Annotated in this window: 12 protein-coding genes; all 12 read left to right on the top strand. The window is 66.6% G+C overall.

What is annotated here, in order from left to right:
• The first annotated feature begins 97 nt into the window (after positions 1 to 97).
• Positions 98 to 385 (top strand): preprotein translocase subunit SecE, encoded by a 288-nt coding sequence (gene secE / locus ABB07_RS15960; protein WP_208899328.1) that lies wholly within the window; start codon positions 98 to 100, stop codon positions 383 to 385.
• Between the two features lie 80 nt (positions 386 to 465).
• Complete coding sequence (nusG, locus tag ABB07_RS15955) at positions 466 to 1,329, top strand: transcription termination/antitermination protein NusG (protein ID WP_208899327.1); 864 nt, start codon at positions 466 to 468, stop codon at positions 1,327 to 1,329.
• Positions 1,330 to 1,525: 196 nt separating this feature from the next.
• Positions 1,526 to 1,960, top strand: a complete 435-nt coding sequence (gene rplK / locus ABB07_RS15950; protein WP_208899326.1) for a 50S ribosomal protein L11 — start codon at positions 1,526 to 1,528, stop codon at positions 1,958 to 1,960.
• A 100-nt stretch (positions 1,961 to 2,060) separates the two neighbouring features.
• The gene (rplA, locus tag ABB07_RS15945) at positions 2,061 to 2,786 is read left to right on the top strand and encodes a 50S ribosomal protein L1 (RefSeq protein ID WP_055706206.1); all 726 of its coding nucleotides are present in this window, start codon (positions 2,061 to 2,063) and stop codon (positions 2,784 to 2,786) included.
• Between the two features lie 179 nt (positions 2,787 to 2,965).
• On the top strand, positions 2,966 to 3,925 hold the full coding sequence (locus ABB07_RS15940) for an SCO4651 family lipoprotein (protein WP_208899325.1): 960 nt from the start codon (positions 2,966 to 2,968) through the stop codon (positions 3,923 to 3,925).
• A gap of 309 nt (positions 3,926 to 4,234) precedes the next feature.
• Entirely contained in the window at positions 4,235 to 4,765 is a 531-nt protein-coding gene (gene rplJ, locus ABB07_RS15935) for a 50S ribosomal protein L10 (protein WP_208899324.1), read from the top strand.
• 111 nt (positions 4,766 to 4,876) lie between these two features.
• Positions 4,877 to 5,260 (top strand): 50S ribosomal protein L7/L12, encoded by a 384-nt coding sequence (rplL, locus tag ABB07_RS15930; protein ID WP_398001933.1) that lies wholly within the window; start codon positions 4,877 to 4,879, stop codon positions 5,258 to 5,260.
• A gap of 579 nt (positions 5,261 to 5,839) precedes the next feature.
• Positions 5,840 to 9,325: a DNA-directed RNA polymerase subunit beta gene (gene rpoB / locus ABB07_RS15925; RefSeq protein WP_208899323.1), complete on the top strand. Its 3,486-nt coding sequence runs from the start codon at positions 5,840 to 5,842 to the stop codon at positions 9,323 to 9,325.
• A gap of 100 nt (positions 9,326 to 9,425) precedes the next feature.
• Entirely contained in the window at positions 9,426 to 13,325 is a 3,900-nt protein-coding gene (locus ABB07_RS15920) for a DNA-directed RNA polymerase subunit beta' (RefSeq protein ID WP_208899322.1), read from the top strand.
• A 464-nt stretch (positions 13,326 to 13,789) separates the two neighbouring features.
• Complete coding sequence (rpsL, locus tag ABB07_RS15915) at positions 13,790 to 14,161, top strand: 30S ribosomal protein S12 (RefSeq protein WP_003948652.1); 372 nt, start codon at positions 13,790 to 13,792, stop codon at positions 14,159 to 14,161.
• Between the two features lie 2 nt (positions 14,162 to 14,163).
• Positions 14,164 to 14,634 carry a 30S ribosomal protein S7 gene (gene rpsG, locus ABB07_RS15910; RefSeq protein ID WP_055706461.1) on the top strand — a complete coding sequence of 157 codons (471 nt, stop codon included), beginning with the start codon at positions 14,164 to 14,166 and terminating at the stop codon, positions 14,632 to 14,634.
• 39 nt (positions 14,635 to 14,673) lie between these two features.
• Positions 14,674 to 16,800, top strand: coding sequence for an elongation factor G (fusA, locus tag ABB07_RS15905; RefSeq protein ID WP_208899321.1), 2,127 nt, complete (start codon positions 14,674 to 14,676; stop codon positions 16,798 to 16,800).
• Positions 16,801 to 16,892: the final 92 nt, after the last annotated feature.

The following is a 16,892-nucleotide window of genomic DNA, read 5'->3' as shown; positions in this document are numbered from 1 at the left end:
CCGCCAGGATGTGTGCGCATGTACGTACAGCAATGCACCGCCGTGCGGCTCAGAAACCGGGCGCGGCACGGCCACGACCCGGGACCAGGTGAGGACAATGACGGACGCCGTGGGCTCCATCGACACGCCTGATGCCCAGGACGAGGCGCTCGAGTCGAAGAAGAAGGCCCGCAAGGGCGGCAAGCGCGCCAAGAAGGGCCCGCTGAAGCGCCTCGCCACCTTCTACCGCCAGGTCATCGCGGAGCTCCGCAAGGTCGTCTGGCCGACGCGCAACCAGCTGACGTCGTACACCACCGTGGTGATCTTCTTCGTCGCCATCATGATCGCGCTGGTGACCGTGATTGACTATGGGCTCAACCACGCGGCCAAGTACGTCTTCGGCTGAGCCAAGAGCGAAGGGCGCCGTGGTACCGGCGCCCGTTTTCGCATGTTCCACCCCTATGTATCCAGGAAGAAGCAGCCATCGTGTCTGACCCGAACCTGAACGACGACGCCATCGAGTCGCGCGCGACCGCTGCCGAGACGGTGGACGACGAGCTCGACATCGTCGAGGGCGCGGACGAGCAGGACGAGTTCGAGGCTGCCGAGGCCGAGGCGGGGGAGCCGGCCGAAGAGGCTGCCCTGAACGTCGAGGACGAAGAGGACGAGGAAGCCGGCGAGGAGGCTGCCGCCGAGGCCGAAGAGGCCGCCGAGGAGGAGCCGGCCGAGCCCGTCGACCCCGTCGAGGCCCTGCGCCAGGAACTGCGTTCCCTGCCCGGCGAGTGGTACGTCATCCACACCTACGCCGGTTACGAGAACCGCGTGAAGACCAACCTGGAGCAGCGCGCCGTCTCGCTGAACGTCGAGGACTACATCTTCCAGGCCGAGGTGCCGCAGGAGGAGGTCGTCCAGATCAAGAACGGCGACCGCAAGACGATCAAGCAGAACAAGCTGCCGGGTTACGTCCTGGTCCGCATGGACCTGACCAACGAGTCCTGGGGCGTCGTCCGCAACACGCCGGGTGTCACCGGCTTCGTCGGCAACGCCTACGACCCGTACCCGCTGACCCTGGACGAGATCGTCAAGATGCTCGCCCCGGAGGCCGAGGAGAAGGCCGCCCGCGAGGCCGCCGAGGCCGAGGGCAAGCCCGCCCCGCAGCGCAAGGTCGAGGTCCAGGTGCTGGACTTCGAGGTCGGCGACTCGGTCACCGTCACCGACGGTCCGTTCGCCACGCTGCAGGCGACCATCAACGAGATCAACCCCGACTCGAAGAAGGTCAAGGGTCTGGTGGAGATCTTCGGCCGCGAGACGCCGGTCGAGCTGTCCTTCGACCAGATCCAGAAGAACTGATCCAGAAGTACTGATCCAGAAGAACCAGTCCATTTCTGGACGTCGCTCTTCCGCGCAGGTCAGGCGGCCGTCTCAGGCTGTCTGACCTGCTCGGTTTTTGGCCGCGCATCTATACCCGTTATCGTTGTGCGGTATGCCTGCGTCAGGGTCGCGACCTTGCGTGGGCATGGACCCGAATGAAAGGACCCGGAGAGCTATGCCTCCCAAGAAGAAGAAGGTCACGGGGCTCATCAAGCTCCAGATCAACGCCGGTGCGGCGAACCCGGCCCCGCCGGTCGGCCCCGCGCTGGGTCAGCACGGCGTCAACATCATGGAGTTCTGCAAGGCCTACAACGCCGCGACCGAGTCGCAGCGCGGTTGGGTCATCCCGGTGGAGATCACGGTCTACGAGGACCGCTCCTTCACCTTCGTCACCAAGACGCCGCCGGCCGCGAAGATGATCCTCAAGGCCGCGGGCATCCAGAAGGGCTCCGGCGAGCCGCACAAGACCAAGGTCGCCAAGATCACCGAGGCGCAGGTCCGCGAGATCGCCCAGACCAAGCTGCCCGACCTGAACACGACTGACCTGGACGCCGCGGCGAAGATCATCGCCGGTACCGCGCGTTCCATGGGCGTCACGGTCGAGGGCTGACCTCAACCCCCCAGCAGTCATGCGGCCGTAGCCGGTCGCACGTGGCAGGGCCTGCTCGGCCCGAGGACCACGACTCCTCACGAACACACAGGAGCAAGTTGTGAGCAAGCGCAGCAAGGCTCTCCGCGCTGCGGACGCCAAGGTCGACCGGGAGAAGCTGTACGCCCCGCTCGAGGCCGTCCGTCTCGCCAAGGAGACCTCCACGACCAAGTTCGACGCCACCGTCGAGGTCGCCTTCCGTCTGGGTGTCGACCCGCGCAAGGCCGACCAGATGGTCCGTGGCACCGTGAACCTTCCGCACGGCACCGGTAAGACCGCCCGGGTCCTGGTCTTCGCGACCGGCGACCGTGCCGAGGCCGCGCGTGCCGCGGGCGCCGACATCGTCGGTGCCGACGAACTGATCGACGAGGTCTCGAAGGGCCGTCTGGACTTCGACGCCGTCGTCGCCACCCCGGACCTCATGGGCAAGGTCGGCCGCCTCGGCCGCGTCCTCGGCCCGCGTGGTCTGATGCCGAACCCGAAGACCGGCACCGTCACCCCCGACGTCGCCAAGGCCGTCACCGACATCAAGGGCGGCAAGATCGAGTTCCGCGTCGACAAGCACTCGAACCTGCACTTCATCATCGGCAAGGCGTCCTTCGACGACGCCAAGCTGGTGGAGAACTACGGCGCCGCGCTGGAGGAGATCCTCCGTCTGAAGCCGTCCGCCGCCAAGGGCCGCTACCTCAAGAAGGCCGCCATCACCACCACGATGGGCCCCGGCATCCCGGTCGACCCGAACCGCACCCGCAACCTCCTCGTCGAGGAGGACCCGGCCGCCGTCTGAGCCCACCGCTCACCCCGGTAGCCGCGTCAGGTACGCGTAAGAGAGGGCGGGCCCCGCAACCTTTGAGGTGCGGGGCCCGTCCTTTCTTTGTACGAGGCTGTGCGGGAACTTTCGTACGGCTGTCAGTGGCCTGGGCTACGTTCAGGGCACAACGACTCGCAACAGGGGTGGGACGAGACATGAAGAGCACGACCGTGCGCCGGGTGACCCTTTCCATGGCGGTGGCCGCCGCGCTGACGTCCGTGGCGGCCTGCGGCTCCTCCTCCGGCTCGGGCAAGGGTGACAAGGCGGCCGGCGGCGGCACGATCCACGTCAGCCCCATCGCCGCCGTGCTGCGCAGCGCCGAGCAGGCCACCGACAAGGCGGACTCGGCCAAGGTGCGCTCCACGATGTCCCTCGGCAACGTGATGTCGGCGACCGGAACCGGCGCCCTCAACTGGGCCCACGGCCTCCAGGGCAACATGACCCTCAGGTACACCGGCGGCCAGATGGCCCAGATGATGCGCGCGGCCGGCACGCCGACGACTCAGGCCCGCTACCTGGCGGACGCGTACTACGCGCACATGAGCGACACCTTCGCCCAGAAGACGGGCGGCAAGCACTGGCTCCGGTACGCGTACGCCGACCTCGCCAAGTTCGGCGGAGCCTCCGGTTCGTACATGAAGGACCAGCTCCAGAACGCCACGCCGACCCAGACGGTGAAGCTGCTGCTGGCCTCCCCCGACGTGAAGAAGGTCGGCCAGGAGACCGTCTCCGGCGTCCGTGCGACGCACTACGCGGGCACGGTGAACGTCGCCGACTTCGCGGGCCGGAGCAGCAACCTCAGCGCGGACCAGCTGGCCGCCCTGAAGACACAGCTCGACCAGGCGGGCATCACCACCGAGACCATCGACATCTGGCTCAACGACCAGAACCTGCCGGTGAAGAAGACCGAGCGGGCGGACACGGCCAAGGGCGCCCTGACCAGCACCGCCTACTACAGCGACTACGGCGTGCCGGTCTCCGCCGAGGCCCCGCCGGCCAGTGACACCAAGGACTTCAAGGACCTGCTGAAGTCCCTCGGCACCCCCGGCTCGGGGAACACGTCGAGCGGCTCGGCCACCGGCGTCCCCGGGGCCGGCATCGGCAGCAGCTCCTGACTCCGCCACGGGACCTGGGCGCCGTAGAGCCCGATTTGCTCGACGGTGCCCGGGTCCCGTACTCTCTTCCAGAAGCCAAAGACCGCTGGTCGTTGCCGCGCGCTCGTACGAGGGTGCGGTGGCCGAAGGATCCGCTGAAAAGTGGGCGACCCGCGCAGGTGACAGTGGAAGAACTCCCGGAGTGCGCGCGCCGAGCGCGTGTGCGGCCGGTCGAGTCCGCCCCGTGCGCCTGCGCCGGGGCGTTTCGTTTTCCCCAGTCCTCCTTCGGGTCCGCGCGGTCCGAATCACCCGGAAGGAGGCCGAGGCTCTATGGCGAGGCCCGACAAGGCTGCCGCGGTTGCCGAGCTGACGGACAAGTTCCGCAGCTCCAACGCCGCCGTGCTGACCGAGTACCGCGGTCTCACCGTGGCGCAGCTCAAGACGCTGCGCCGGTCGCTCGGTGAGAACGCCCAGTACGCCGTGGTGAAGAACACGCTGACCAAGATTGCGGCCAAGGAGGCCGGGATCACGCTGGAGGACCAGCTCTTCGCTGGCCCGACGGCCGTCGCCTTCGTCACCGGTGACCCGGTGGAGTCGGCGAAGGGTCTGCGTGACTTCGCCAAGGACAACCCCAATCTCGTCATCAAGGGCGGTGTCCTGGAGGGCAAGGCCCTCTCCGCCGACGAGATCAAGAAGCTTGCGGACCTCGAGTCCCGCGAGGTTCTGCTCGCCAAGCTGGCGGGCGCCATGAAGGGCAAGCAGTCCCAGGCTGCCGCACTCTTCCAGGCGCTCCCGTCGAAGCTCGTCCGCACCGTGGACGCGCTGCGCGCCAAGCAGGCCGAGCAGGGCGGTGCCGAGTAATTCGGCTCGCATCATGACCGCCGCCGCCAGGCAGCGGTCGTAGCGGGCCGAACGTACGCCCGCCAGTCATGTACATCCGGCACCAGCCGATTTAGTGGAAGGAAAGCCATCATGGCTCTCACCCAGGACGAACTGCTCGCCGAGTTCGAGGGCATGACCCTGATCCAGCTCGCCGAGTTCGTGAAGGCGTTCGAGGAGAAGTTCGACGTCACCGCCGCCGCCCCCGTCGCGGTCGCCGCCGCCGGCGCCCCGGGTGCCCCGGCCGCCGAGGCCGTCGAGGAGAAGGACGAGTTCGACGTCATCCTCACCGGCGCCGGCGACAAGAAGATCCAGGTCATCAAGGTCGTGCGTGAGCTGACCTCCCTGGGTCTGAAGGAGGCCAAGGACCTCGTCGACGGCACCCCGAAGCCGGTCCTCGAGAAGGTCAACAAGGAAGCCGCCGACAAGGCCGCCGAGGCCCTCAAGGGCGCCGGCGCCTCCGTCGAGGTCAAGTAAGACCTTCGCGACCGCGCAAGCGGCCTCCTAGGGCCACGGTCGTAAGAAAACGGCCTCCTAGGGCTGTAACGCGAACGCACCGAAGGGCGATCATCCATCCGGGTGGTCGCCCTTCGGCGTTCCCCGGGGCCCGGAGTGGGCTGCCTTGCACCTGTGTTCGTGAGGGGTAAGGTGATCTTCGCCGTGTCTCCGGATCCCCGGTTCCCGCAAGGGAGCCCTTGACGAACCGCACGCAGCGCGCAATTCTCAGGACGCGTCGTCACAAGGATCCGAATCCGAGGCATGGATCGACGGCGAAGAGGGCAGTATCAACGTGCGTTGAGGGCAGCATGCCGAGGGCGTTGACAAGAGCGGTGAGCACAGCGAGGGTCTCGACAAACCCGCACTGGACATCAGTGTGCCAAGTGGCTACACTGACCCTTTGCGCTGCCTGTTAGCTGCCCCCTGCCCGTCACCAGGGGTCTGCCCTCACTCGAGCACTGACGACAAAAGCCACCTTGACCTGGGGCTTCTGTCTCTGTGTACGGGAGAGGGGCCGGCACGCGCGTAGTGAGTCCGAGCCCTCGGAAGGACCCCCTCTTGGCCGCCTCGCGCAATGCCTCGACCGCGAATATGAACAACGGCGCCAGCACCGCCCCGCTGCGCATCTCCTTTGCAAAGATCAAGGAGCCTCTCGAGGTTCCGAACCTGCTCGCGCTGCAGACCGAGAGCTTCGACTGGCTGCTCGGCAACACCGCCTGGCAGAGTCGGGTCGAGGAGGCTCTGGAGAACGGTCAGGACGTCCCCACCAAGTCCGGTCTGGAGGAGATCTTCGAGGAGATCTCCCCGATCGAGGACTTCTCCGGGTCGATGTCCCTGACGTTCCGGGACCACCGCTTCGAGCCGCCGAAGAACTCCATCGACGAGTGCAAGGAGCGCGACTTCACGTACGCCGCCCCGCTCTTCGTCACCGCCGAGTTCACCAACAACGAGACCGGTGAGATCAAGTCCCAGACGGTCTTCATGGGCGACTTCCCGCTCATGACGAACAAGGGCACCTTCGTCATCAACGGCACCGAGCGTGTCGTGGTGTCCCAGCTGGTCCGTTCCCCCGGTGTCTACTTCGACTCCACCATCGACAAGACGTCCGACAAGGACATCTTCTCCGCCAAGATCATCCCGTCCCGGGGCGCCTGGCTGGAGATGGAGATCGACAAGCGCGACATGGTCGGTGTCCGCATCGACCGCAAGCGCAAGCAGTCGGTCACCGTGCTGCTGAAGGCGCTCGGCTGGACGACCGAGCAGATCCTCGAGGAGTTCGGCGAGTACGAGTCCATGCGCGCCACCCTGGAGAAGGACCACACCCAGGGCCAGGACGACGCGCTGCTCGACATCTACCGCAAGCTGCGCCCGGGCGAGCCCCCCACGCGTGAGGCCGCGCAGACGCTGCTGGAGAACCTGTACTTCAACCCGAAGCGCTACGACCTCGCCAAGGTCGGCCGCTACAAGGTCAACAAGAAGCTCGGTGCGGACGAGCCGCTGGACGCCGGCGTGCTCACCACCGACGACGTCATCGCCACCATCAAGTACCTGGTGAAGCTGCACGCCGGCGAGACCGAGACGGTGGCCGAGTCCGGCCGCACGATCATGGTCGAGACCGACGACATCGACCACTTCGGCAACCGCCGTATCCGCAGCGTCGGTGAGCTGATCCAGAACCAGGTCCGTACGGGTCTCGCCCGTATGGAGCGTGTCGTGCGCGAGCGCATGACCACGCAGGACGTCGAGGCGATCACGCCGCAGACCCTGATCAACATCCGCCCGGTCGTGGCGTCGATCAAGGAGTTCTTCGGCACCTCGCAGCTGTCGCAGTTCATGGACCAGAACAACCCGCTGTCGGGGCTGACGCACAAGCGTCGTCTGAACGCCCTCGGCCCGGGTGGTCTCTCCCGTGAGCGGGCCGGCTTCGAGGTCCGTGACGTGCACCCCTCGCACTACGGCCGCATGTGCCCGATCGAGACGCCGGAAGGCCCGAACATCGGTCTGATCGGCTCGCTCGCCTCCTACGGCCGCGTCAACGCGTTCGGCTTCATCGAGACGCCGTACCGCAAGGTCGTCGAGGGCCAGGTCACCGACGAGGTCGACTACCTGACCGCCGACGAGGAGGACCGCTTCGTCATCGCGCAGGCCAACGCGCCGCTGAACGACGAGATGCGGTTCGCCGAGGCCCGCGTGCTGGTCCGCCGCCGTGGCGGCGAGGTCGACTACGTCGGCCCCGAGGACGTGGACTACATGGACGTCTCGCCGCGCCAGATGGTGTCGGTCGCGACCGCCATGATCCCCTTCCTGGAGCACGACGACGCCAACCGTGCCCTCATGGGCGCGAACATGATGCGTCAGGCCGTGCCGCTGATTAAGTCCGAGGCCCCGCTCGTCGGCACCGGCATGGAGTACCGCTCCGCCGTCGACGCCGGTGACGTGGTCAAGGCCGAGAAGGACGGTGTGGTCCAGGAGGTCTCCGCGGACTACATCACCACCGCCAACGACGACGGCACGTACATCACGTACCGCCTGGCCAAGTTCTCCCGGTCCAACCAGGGCACCTCGGTCAACCAGAAGGTCATCGTCAACGAGGGCGACCGGATCATCACCGGCCAGGTGCTGGCCGACGGCCCGGCCACCCAGAACGGCGAGATGGCCCTCGGCAAGAACCTGCTCGTGGCGTTCATGCCGTGGGAGGGTCACAACTACGAGGACGCGATCATCCTGTCGCAGCGCCTCGTGCAGGACGACGTCCTCTCCTCGATCCACATCGAGGAGCACGAGGTCGACGCCCGTGACACCAAGCTCGGCCCCGAGGAGATCACCCGGGACATCCCGAACGTCTCCGAGGAGGTCCTCGCCGACCTCGACGAGCGCGGCATCATCCGCATCGGTGCCGAGGTCATCGCCGGCGACATCCTCGTCGGCAAGGTGACCCCGAAGGGTGAGACGGAGCTGACCCCGGAGGAGCGCCTGCTGCGCGCGATCTTCGGTGAGAAGGCCCGTGAGGTCCGTGACACCTCGCTGAAGGTGCCGCACGGCGAGACCGGCAAGGTCATCGGCGTGCGCGTCTTCGACCGCGAGGAGGGCGACGAGCTGCCGCCGGGCGTGAACCAGCTGGTCCGCGTCTACGTCGCGCAGAAGCGCAAGATCACCGACGGTGACAAGCTCGCCGGCCGGCACGGCAACAAGGGTGTCATCTCCAAGATCCTGCCCATCGAGGACATGCCGTTCCTCGAGGACGGAACCCCGGTCGACATCATCCTCAACCCGCTGGGTGTGCCGTCCCGAATGAACCCGGGACAGGTCCTGGAGATCCACCTCGGCTGGCTCGCCAGCCGCGGCTGGGACGTCTCCGGCCTCGCGGACGAGTGGGCCCAGCGCCTGCAGGCCATCGGCGCCGACCAGGTCGCCCCGCGCACCAACGTCGCGACCCCGGTCTTCGACGGTGCCCGTGAGGACGAGCTGGCGGGTCTGCTGCAGCACACCATCCCGAACCGCGACGGCGAGCGCATGGTGCTCCCGTCCGGCAAGGCGCGGCTGTTCGACGGCCGCAGCGGTGAGCCGTTCCCGGACCCGATCTCGGTCGGCTACATGTACATCCTGAAGCTGCACCACCTGGTCGACGACAAGCTGCACGCCCGCTCGACCGGTCCGTACTCGATGATCACCCAGCAGCCGCTGGGTGGTAAGGCGCAGTTCGGTGGCCAGCGGTTCGGCGAGATGGAGGTGTGGGCACTCGAGGCCTACGGCGCCGCGTACGCCCTCCAGGAGCTGCTGACCATCAAGTCCGACGACGTCACCGGCCGCGTGAAGGTCTACGAGGCCATCGTCAAGGGCGAGAACATCCCCGAGCCCGGCATCCCCGAGTCCTTCAAGGTGCTCATCAAGGAGATGCAGTCGCTCTGCCTGAACGTGGAGGTGCTGTCCAGCGACGGTATGTCCATCGAGATGCGTGACACCGACGAGGACGTCTTCCGCGCTGCGGAGGAGCTCGGAATCGACCTGTCCCGGCGCGAGCCGAGCAGCGTCGAAGAGGTCTGACGGGAGTCCGGCAGGGGCCTCATCACCGTGAGGCCCCCGCCGACCCCCAGGCCCCCGTTTCAGACCAAAGACTTTCGACCCTGAGAGGGATTGACGCATAGTGCTCGACGTCAACTTCTTCGACGAGCTCCGGATCGGCCTGGCCACCGCTGACGACATCCGTCAGTGGAGCCACGGCGAGGTCAAGAAGCCCGAGACCATCAACTACCGCACCCTCAAGCCCGAGAAGGACGGACTCTTCTGCGAGAAGATCTTCGGTCCTACCCGGGACTGGGAGTGCTACTGCGGCAAGTACAAGCGCGTCCGCTTCAAGGGCATCATCTGCGAGCGCTGTGGCGTCGAGGTCACGCGCGCCAAGGTGCGCCGTGAGCGGATGGGCCACATCGAGCTGGCCGCGCCCGTCACGCACATCTGGTACTTCAAGGGTGTTCCGTCGCGCCTGGGCTACCTGCTCGACCTGGCGCCGAAGGACCTCGAGAAGGTCATCTACTTCGCCGCGTACATGATCACGTACGTCGACGAGGAGCGCCGTACCCGCGACCTGCCCTCCCTGGAGGCGCACGTCTCGGTCGAGCGCCAGCAGATCGAGAACCGCCGGGACGCCGACCTGGAGGCCCGCGCCAAGAAGCTCGAGTCCGACCTGGCCGAGCTGGAGGCCGAGGGCGCCAAGGCCGACGTGCGCCGCAAGGTGCGCGAGGGTGCCGAGCGCGAGATGAAGCAGCTGCGCGACCGTGCGCAGCGCGAGATCGACCGCCTCGACGAGGTGTGGAACCGGTTCAAGAACCTCAAGGTCCAGGACCTCGAGGGCGACGAGCTGCTCTACCGCGAGCTGCGTGACCGCTTCGGCACGTACTTCGACGGCTCGATGGGAGCCGCGGCGCTGCAGAAGCGCCTGGAGTCCTTCGACCTGGAGGAGGAGGCCGAGAAGCTCCGCGAGATCATCCGCACCGGCAAGGGCCAGAAGAAGACCCGTGCCCTGAAGCGCCTGAAGGTCGTCTCCGCGTTCCTGCAGACGTCCAACAGCCCCAAGGGCATGGTCCTGGACTGCGTTCCGGTCATCCCGCCGGACCTGCGTCCGATGGTGCAGCTGGACGGTGGCCGCTTCGCGACCTCCGACCTGAACGACCTGTACCGCCGTGTGATCAACCGCAACAACCGTCTGAAGCGGCTTCTCGACCTCGGTGCGCCCGAGATCATCGTGAACAACGAGAAGCGCATGCTCCAGGAGGCCGTTGACGCCCTCTTCGACAACGGCCGTCGCGGTCGCCCGGTGACCGGTCCCGGTAACCGCCCGCTGAAGTCCCTCAGCGACATGCTGAAGGGCAAGCAGGGCCGCTTCCGTCAGAACCTGCTCGGCAAGCGTGTCGACTACTCGGCGCGTTCCGTGATCGTCGTCGGCCCGCAGCTGAAGCTGCACCAGTGCGGTCTGCCGAAGGCGATGGCGCTGGAGCTGTTCAAGCCGTTCGTGATGAAGCGCCTGGTCGACCTGAACCACGCGCAGAACATCAAGAGCGCCAAGCGCATGGTGGAGCGCGGCCGCACGGTCGTGTACGACGTCCTCGAAGAGGTCATCGCCGAGCACCCGGTCCTGCTGAACCGTGCTCCCACCCTGCACCGCCTCGGCATCCAGGCCTTCGAGCCGCAGCTGGTCGAGGGCAAGGCCATCCAGATCCACCCGCTCGTCTGCACCGCGTTCAACGCGGACTTCGACGGTGACCAGATGGCCGTGCACCTGCCGCTGTCCGCGGAGGCGCAGGCCGAGGCCCGCATCCTGATGCTGTCCTCGAACAACATCCTCAAGCCGGCCGACGGCCGTCCGGTGACGATGCCGACCCAGGACATGGTCCTCGGTCTGTTCTTCCTCACCACCGACGGCGAGATGCGTGACGTCAAGGGCGAGGGCCGCTCGTTCGCGTCCGTGGCCGAGGCGATCATGGCGTTCGACGCCGGCGAGCTGTCGCTGCAGTCGCGCGTGGACATCCGCTTCCCGGTGGGCACCATCCCGCCGCGCGGCTGGACCCCGCCGGCGCGCGAGGAGGGCGAGCCGGAGTGGCAGCAGGGTGACAGCTTCCGGCTGAACACCACGCTGGGCCGCGCGCTCTTCAACGAGCTGCTGCCCGAGGACTACCCGTTCGTCGACTACGAGGTCGGCAAGAAGCAGCTCTCCGAGATCGTCAACGACCTCGCCGAGCGCTACCCGAAGGTCATCGTGGCGGCGACGCTCGACAACCTGAAGGCGGCCGGCTTCTACTGGGCGACCCGTTCCGGTGTCACCGTGGCCATCTCCGACGTCGTCGTGCCCGAGGCGAAGAAGGAGATCGTCCGCGGCTACGAGGCGCAGGACGAGAAGGTCCAGAAGCAGTACGAGCGCGGTCTGATCACCAAGGACGAGCGCACGCAGGAGCTCATCGCGATCTGGACCAAGGCGACCAACGAGGTCGCCGAGGCGATGAACGAGAACTTCCCGAAGACCAACCCGATCTTCATGATGGTGAACTCGGGTGCACGAGGCAACATGATGCAGATGCGTCAGATCGCCGGTATGCGTGGTCTGGTGTCGAACGCCAAGAACGAGACCATCCCGCGTCCGATCAAGGCCTCGTTCCGTGAGGGTCTGTCCGTGCTGGAGTACTTCATCTCCACGCACGGTGCCCGTAAGGGTCTGGCGGACACCGCCCTGCGTACCGCCGACTCGGGTTACCTCACCCGTCGTCTGGTCGACGTCTCGCAGGACGTCATCATCCGCGAGGAGGACTGCGGCACCGAGCGCGGCCTCAAGCTGGCGATCGCCGAGCGCGGCGAGGACGGTGTCCTGCGCAAGACGGGCAACGTCGAGACGTCCGTGTACGCGCGCTGCCTCGCCGAGGACATCGTGGTCGACGGCAAGGTGCTGGCCCCGGCCGGTACCGACCTCGGCGACGTGCTCATCGACGAGCTGGTCAAGCACGGCGTGGAGACGGTCAAGACCCGCTCGGTCCTGACCTGCGAGTCCGCCGTCGGCACCTGCGCGATGTGCTACGGCCGTTCGCTGGCCACCGGCAAGCTGGTCGACATCGGTGAGGCGGTCGGCATCATCGCCGCCCAGTCCATCGGTGAGCCCGGTACCCAGCTGACGATGCGTACCTTCCACACCGGTGGTGTGGCCGGTGACGACATCACCCAGGGTCTGCCGCGTGTCGTCGAGCTCTTCGAGGCCCGTACCCCGAAGGGTGTCGCCCCGATCTCCGAGGCCTCCGGCCGCGTGCGGATCGAGGAGACCGAGAAGACCAAGAAGATCGTCGTCACCCCGGACGACGGCAGCGACGAGACGGCCTACCCGATCTCCAAGCGTGCCAAGGTCCTGGTCAGCGAGGGCGAGCACGTCGAGGTGGGCCAGCAGCTCACCGTGGGTGCCACCAACCCGCACGACGTGCTGCGCATCCTGGGCCAGCGTGCCGTCCAGGTCCACCTGGTCGGCGAGGTCCAGAAGGTCTACAACTCGCAGGGTGTGTCGATCCACGACAAGCACATCGAGATCATCATCCGGCAGATGCTGCGCCGCGTGACGATCATCGAGTCCGGCGACGCCGAGCTGCTGCCCGGCGAGCTGGTCGAGCGCTCGAAGTTCGAGACCGAGAACCGTCGTGTGGTCCAGGAGGGCGGTCACCCGGCCTCCGGCCGTCCGCAGCTGATGGGTATCACCAAGGCCTCGCTGGCGACGGAGTCCTGGCTGTCGGCCGCCTCCTTCCAGGAGACGACCCGAGTCCTGACGGACGCGGCGATCAACGCCAAGTCCGACAGCCTCATCGGCCTCAAGGAGAACGTCATCATCGGTAAGCTCATCCCGGCCGGTACGGGCCTGTCCCGCTACCGCAACATCCGGGTCGAGCCGACCGAGGAGGCCAAGGCCGCGATGTACTCGGCCGTCGGCTACGACGACATCGACTACTCGCCGTTCGGCACCGGCTCCGGCCAGGCCGTTCCGCTGGAGGACTACGACTACGGTCCGTACAACCAGTAAGCGAGCGGTTTGAACCGAAGGGCGGTCACCCCATTGCGGGGTGACCGCCCTTCGGCGTCCTTCTGCGGCTTCTGTGGCCCCTCAGGGGGCCGGCGGCGCCACGGTGGCCCGGCGGGGCCGCAGGGAGGCGCTCGGGCCCGTACAGCCGCTTCCGCGTGTGCGGAATGTGAAATCGAAGATCATCCACGGTGTAGGGGCTTGACACGGGGGAACCGGTACTGCGGGGCGCGGTCCATTTGTTTTGACCACAGCGAATGAGGTAGGTACGCTCAGACCTTGTGCCTGGGGTGTGCCCTGGCTCTCGTGCGTGCCTTCAGACCGTACGGCGAGCCCTGAGCGGCCACCGTAATCTGTGCTCTTTTCGCCTAGCGGCGGGAGTCCGCCGGATTCGACACACCCGACCGCGTGGGTCGGCGACGTTCCAGGTTAGCTGTACCCATCGGCACACAGAAACCGGAGAAGTAGTGCCTACGATCCAGCAGCTGGTCCGCAAGGGCCGGCAGGACAAGGTCGAGAAGAACAAGACGCCCGCACTCGAGGGTTCCCCTCAGCGTCGTGGCGTCTGCACGCGTGTGTTCACGACCACCCCGAAGAAGCCGAACTCGGCCCTCCGCAAGGTCGCGCGTGTGCGTCTGACCAGCGGCATCGAGGTCACCGCTTACATTCCGGGTGAGGGACACAACCTGCAGGAGCACTCCATCGTGCTCGTGCGCGGCGGCCGTGTGAAGGACCTGCCGGGTGTTCGCTACAAGATCATCCGCGGTTCGCTCGACACCCAGGGTGTCAAGAACCGCAAGCAGGCTCGCAGCCGTTACGGCGCCAAGAAGGAGAAGTAAGAATGCCTCGTAAGGGCCCCGCCCCGAAGCGCCCGGTCATCATCGACCCGGTCTACGGTTCTCCTCTGGTGACCTCCCTGATCAACAAGGTGCTGCTGAACGGCAAGCGCTCCACCGCCGAGCGCATCGTCTACGGCGCCATGGAGGGCCTGCGCGAGAAGACCGGCAACGACCCGGTCGTCACGCTGAAGCGCGCTCTCGAGAACATCAAGCCGACCCTCGAGGTCAAGTCCCGCCGTGTCGGTGGCGCCACCTACCAGGTGCCGGTCGAGGTCAAGCCCGGCCGTGCCAACACCCTGGCGCTGCGCTGGCTGGTCGGTTACTCCCGCGCCCGTCGCGAGAAGACCATGACCGAGCGTCTCCTCAACGAGCTTCTCGACGCCTCCAACGGCCTCGGTGCGGCCGTGAAGAAGCGCGAGGACACGCACAAGATGGCCGAGTCCAACAAGGCCTTCGCGCACTACCGCTGGTAGTCGCTACCCACATCGAGACCGAGAGAAGACTGAAGCCTTATGGCTACCACTTCACTTGACCTGGCCAAGGTCCGCAACATCGGGATCATGGCCCACATCGACGCGGGCAAGACGACCACCACCGAGCGGATCCTGTTCTACACCGGCGTTTCGTACAAGATCGGTGAGGTCCACGACGGCGCTGCCACCATGGACTGGATGGAGCAGGAGCAGGAGCGTGGCATCACGATCACCTCTGCTGCCACCACCTGCCACTGGCCGCTGGAGAACGTCGACCACACCATCAACATCATCGACACCCCGGGTCACGTCGACTTCACCGTCGAGGTGGAGCGCTCCCTGCGCGTGCTCGACGGTGCGGTGACGGTGTTCGACGGCGTCGCCGGCGTCGAGCCCCAGTCCGAGACGGTGTGGCGTCAGGCGGACCGCTACGGCGTTCCGCGTATCTGCTTCGTCAACAAGCTCGACCGGACCGGTGCCGAGTTCCACCGCTGCGTCGACATGATCTCTGACCGCCTGGGCGCTCAGCCGATCGTGATGCAGCTGCCGATCGGTGCCGAGGCCGACTTCAAGGGCGTCGTGGACCTGGTCCGCATGAAGGCGCTCGTGTGGTCCGCCGAGGCGACCAAGGGCGAGATGTACGACGTCGTCGACATCCCGGCCACGCACACCGAGGCGGCCGAGGAGTGGCGCGGCAAGCTGGTCGAGGCCGTCGCCGAGAACGACGAAGAGATCATGGAGCTGTACCTGGAGGGCGAGGAGCCTTCCGAGGAGCAGCTGTACGCCGCGATCCGTCGTATCACCATCGCGTCCGGCAAGTCCAAGGGCACCACGGTCACCCCGGTGTTCTGCGGCACCGCGTTCAAGAACAAGGGCGTCCAGCCCCTGCTCGACGCGGTCGTGCGCTACCTGCCTTCCCCGGTTGACATCGAGGCCATCGAGGGCCACTCGGTCAGCAACCCGGAGGAGGTCGTCAAGCGCAAGCCGTCCGACGACGAGCCGCTGTCCGCGCTGGCGTTCAAGATCATGAGCGACCCGCACCTCGGCAAGCTCACCTTCGTCCGGGTCTACTCGGGCCGCCTGGAGTCCGGCTCTTCGGTGCTGAACTCCGTCAAGGGCAAGAAGGAGCGCATCGGCAAGATCTACCGCATGCACGCCAACAAGCGTGAGGAGATCGACTCGGTGGGCGCCGGCGACATCGTCGCCGTCATGGGCCTGAAGCAGACCACCACCGGTGAGACGCTGGCCGACGACAAGAACCCGGTCATCCTGGAGTCCATGGACTTCCCGGCGCCGGTCATCCAGGTCGCCATCGAGCCCAAGTCGAAGGGCGACCAGGAGAAGCTGGGCGTCGCGATCCAGCGCCTGGCCGAGGAGGACCCGTCCTTCCAGGTCCACTCGGACGAGGAGACCGGCCAGACCATCATCGGCGGCATGGGCGAGCTGCACCTCGAGGTGCTGGTCGACCGTATGCGCCGTGAGTTCAAGGTCGAGGCCAACGTCGGCAAGCCGCAGGTGGCCTACCGCGAGACGATCCGCAAGGCCGTCGAGCGCGTCGACTACACCCACAAGAAGCAGACCGGTGGTACCGGTCAGTTCGCGAAGGTGCAGATCGGCATCGAGCCGCTCGAGGGTGGCGACACCTCGTACGAGTTCGTGAACAAGGTGACCGGTGGCCGTATCCCGAAGGAGTACATCCCTTCGGTGGACGCCGGCGCGCAGGAGGCCATGCAGTTCGGCATCCTCGCCGGTTACGAGATGACCGGTGTCCGCGTGATCCTGCACGACGGTGCGTACCACGAGGTGGACTCCTCCGAGCTCGCCTTCAAGATCGCCGGTTCGCAGGCCTTCAAGGAGGCCGCGCGCAAGGCCAGCCCCGTGCTGCTCGAGCCGATGATGTCCGTCGAGGTCACCACGCCCGAGGACTACATGGGTGAGGTCATCGGCGACATCAACTCCCGCCGTGGCCAGATCCAGGTCATGGAGGAGCGGGCGGGTGCCCGCGTCGTGAAGGGCCTCGTGCCCCTGTCGGAGATGTTCGGCTACGTCGGAGACCTCCGCAGCAAGACATCGGGTCGCGCGAGCTACTCGATGCAATTCGACTCCTACGCCGAGGTTCCGCGGAACGTCGCCGAGGAGATCATCGCGAAGGCCAAGGGCGAGTAACGCACCGCGTTCACACGCCGTAGGCTTGACTCCGGAGCCTCAAGGGGCAAACAGCCGTAAACCCGGATGTTTGCCCCCGGTTCCGGGCCTTT

The organism is Streptomyces incarnatus, from assembly GCF_001027185.1.
GTDB classification, from domain to species: Bacteria; Actinomycetota; Actinomycetes; order Streptomycetales; family Streptomycetaceae; genus Streptomyces; species Streptomyces puniciscabiei.
The sequence above is the reverse complement of the archived record's forward strand: the minus strand, read 5'-3'. Positions and strand labels throughout refer to the sequence as shown.

Coding starts and splice junctions, on each gene's coding strand:
- secE (WP_208899328.1), top strand. CDS start 98: ATGACGGACGCCGTGGGCTCCATCGACACGCCTGATGCCCAGGACGAG.
- rplK (WP_208899326.1), top strand. CDS start 1,526: ATGCCTCCCAAGAAGAAGAAGGTCACGGGGCTCATCAAGCTCCAGATC.
- ABB07_RS15940 (WP_208899325.1), top strand. CDS start 2,966: ATGAAGAGCACGACCGTGCGCCGGGTGACCCTTTCCATGGCGGTGGCC.
- rplJ (WP_208899324.1), top strand. CDS start 4,235: ATGGCGAGGCCCGACAAGGCTGCCGCGGTTGCCGAGCTGACGGACAAG.
- rplL (WP_398001933.1), top strand. CDS start 4,877: ATGGCTCTCACCCAGGACGAACTGCTCGCCGAGTTCGAGGGCATGACC.
- rpsG (WP_055706461.1), top strand. CDS start 14,164: ATGCCTCGTAAGGGCCCCGCCCCGAAGCGCCCGGTCATCATCGACCCG.
- fusA (WP_208899321.1), top strand. CDS start 14,674: ATGGCTACCACTTCACTTGACCTGGCCAAGGTCCGCAACATCGGGATC.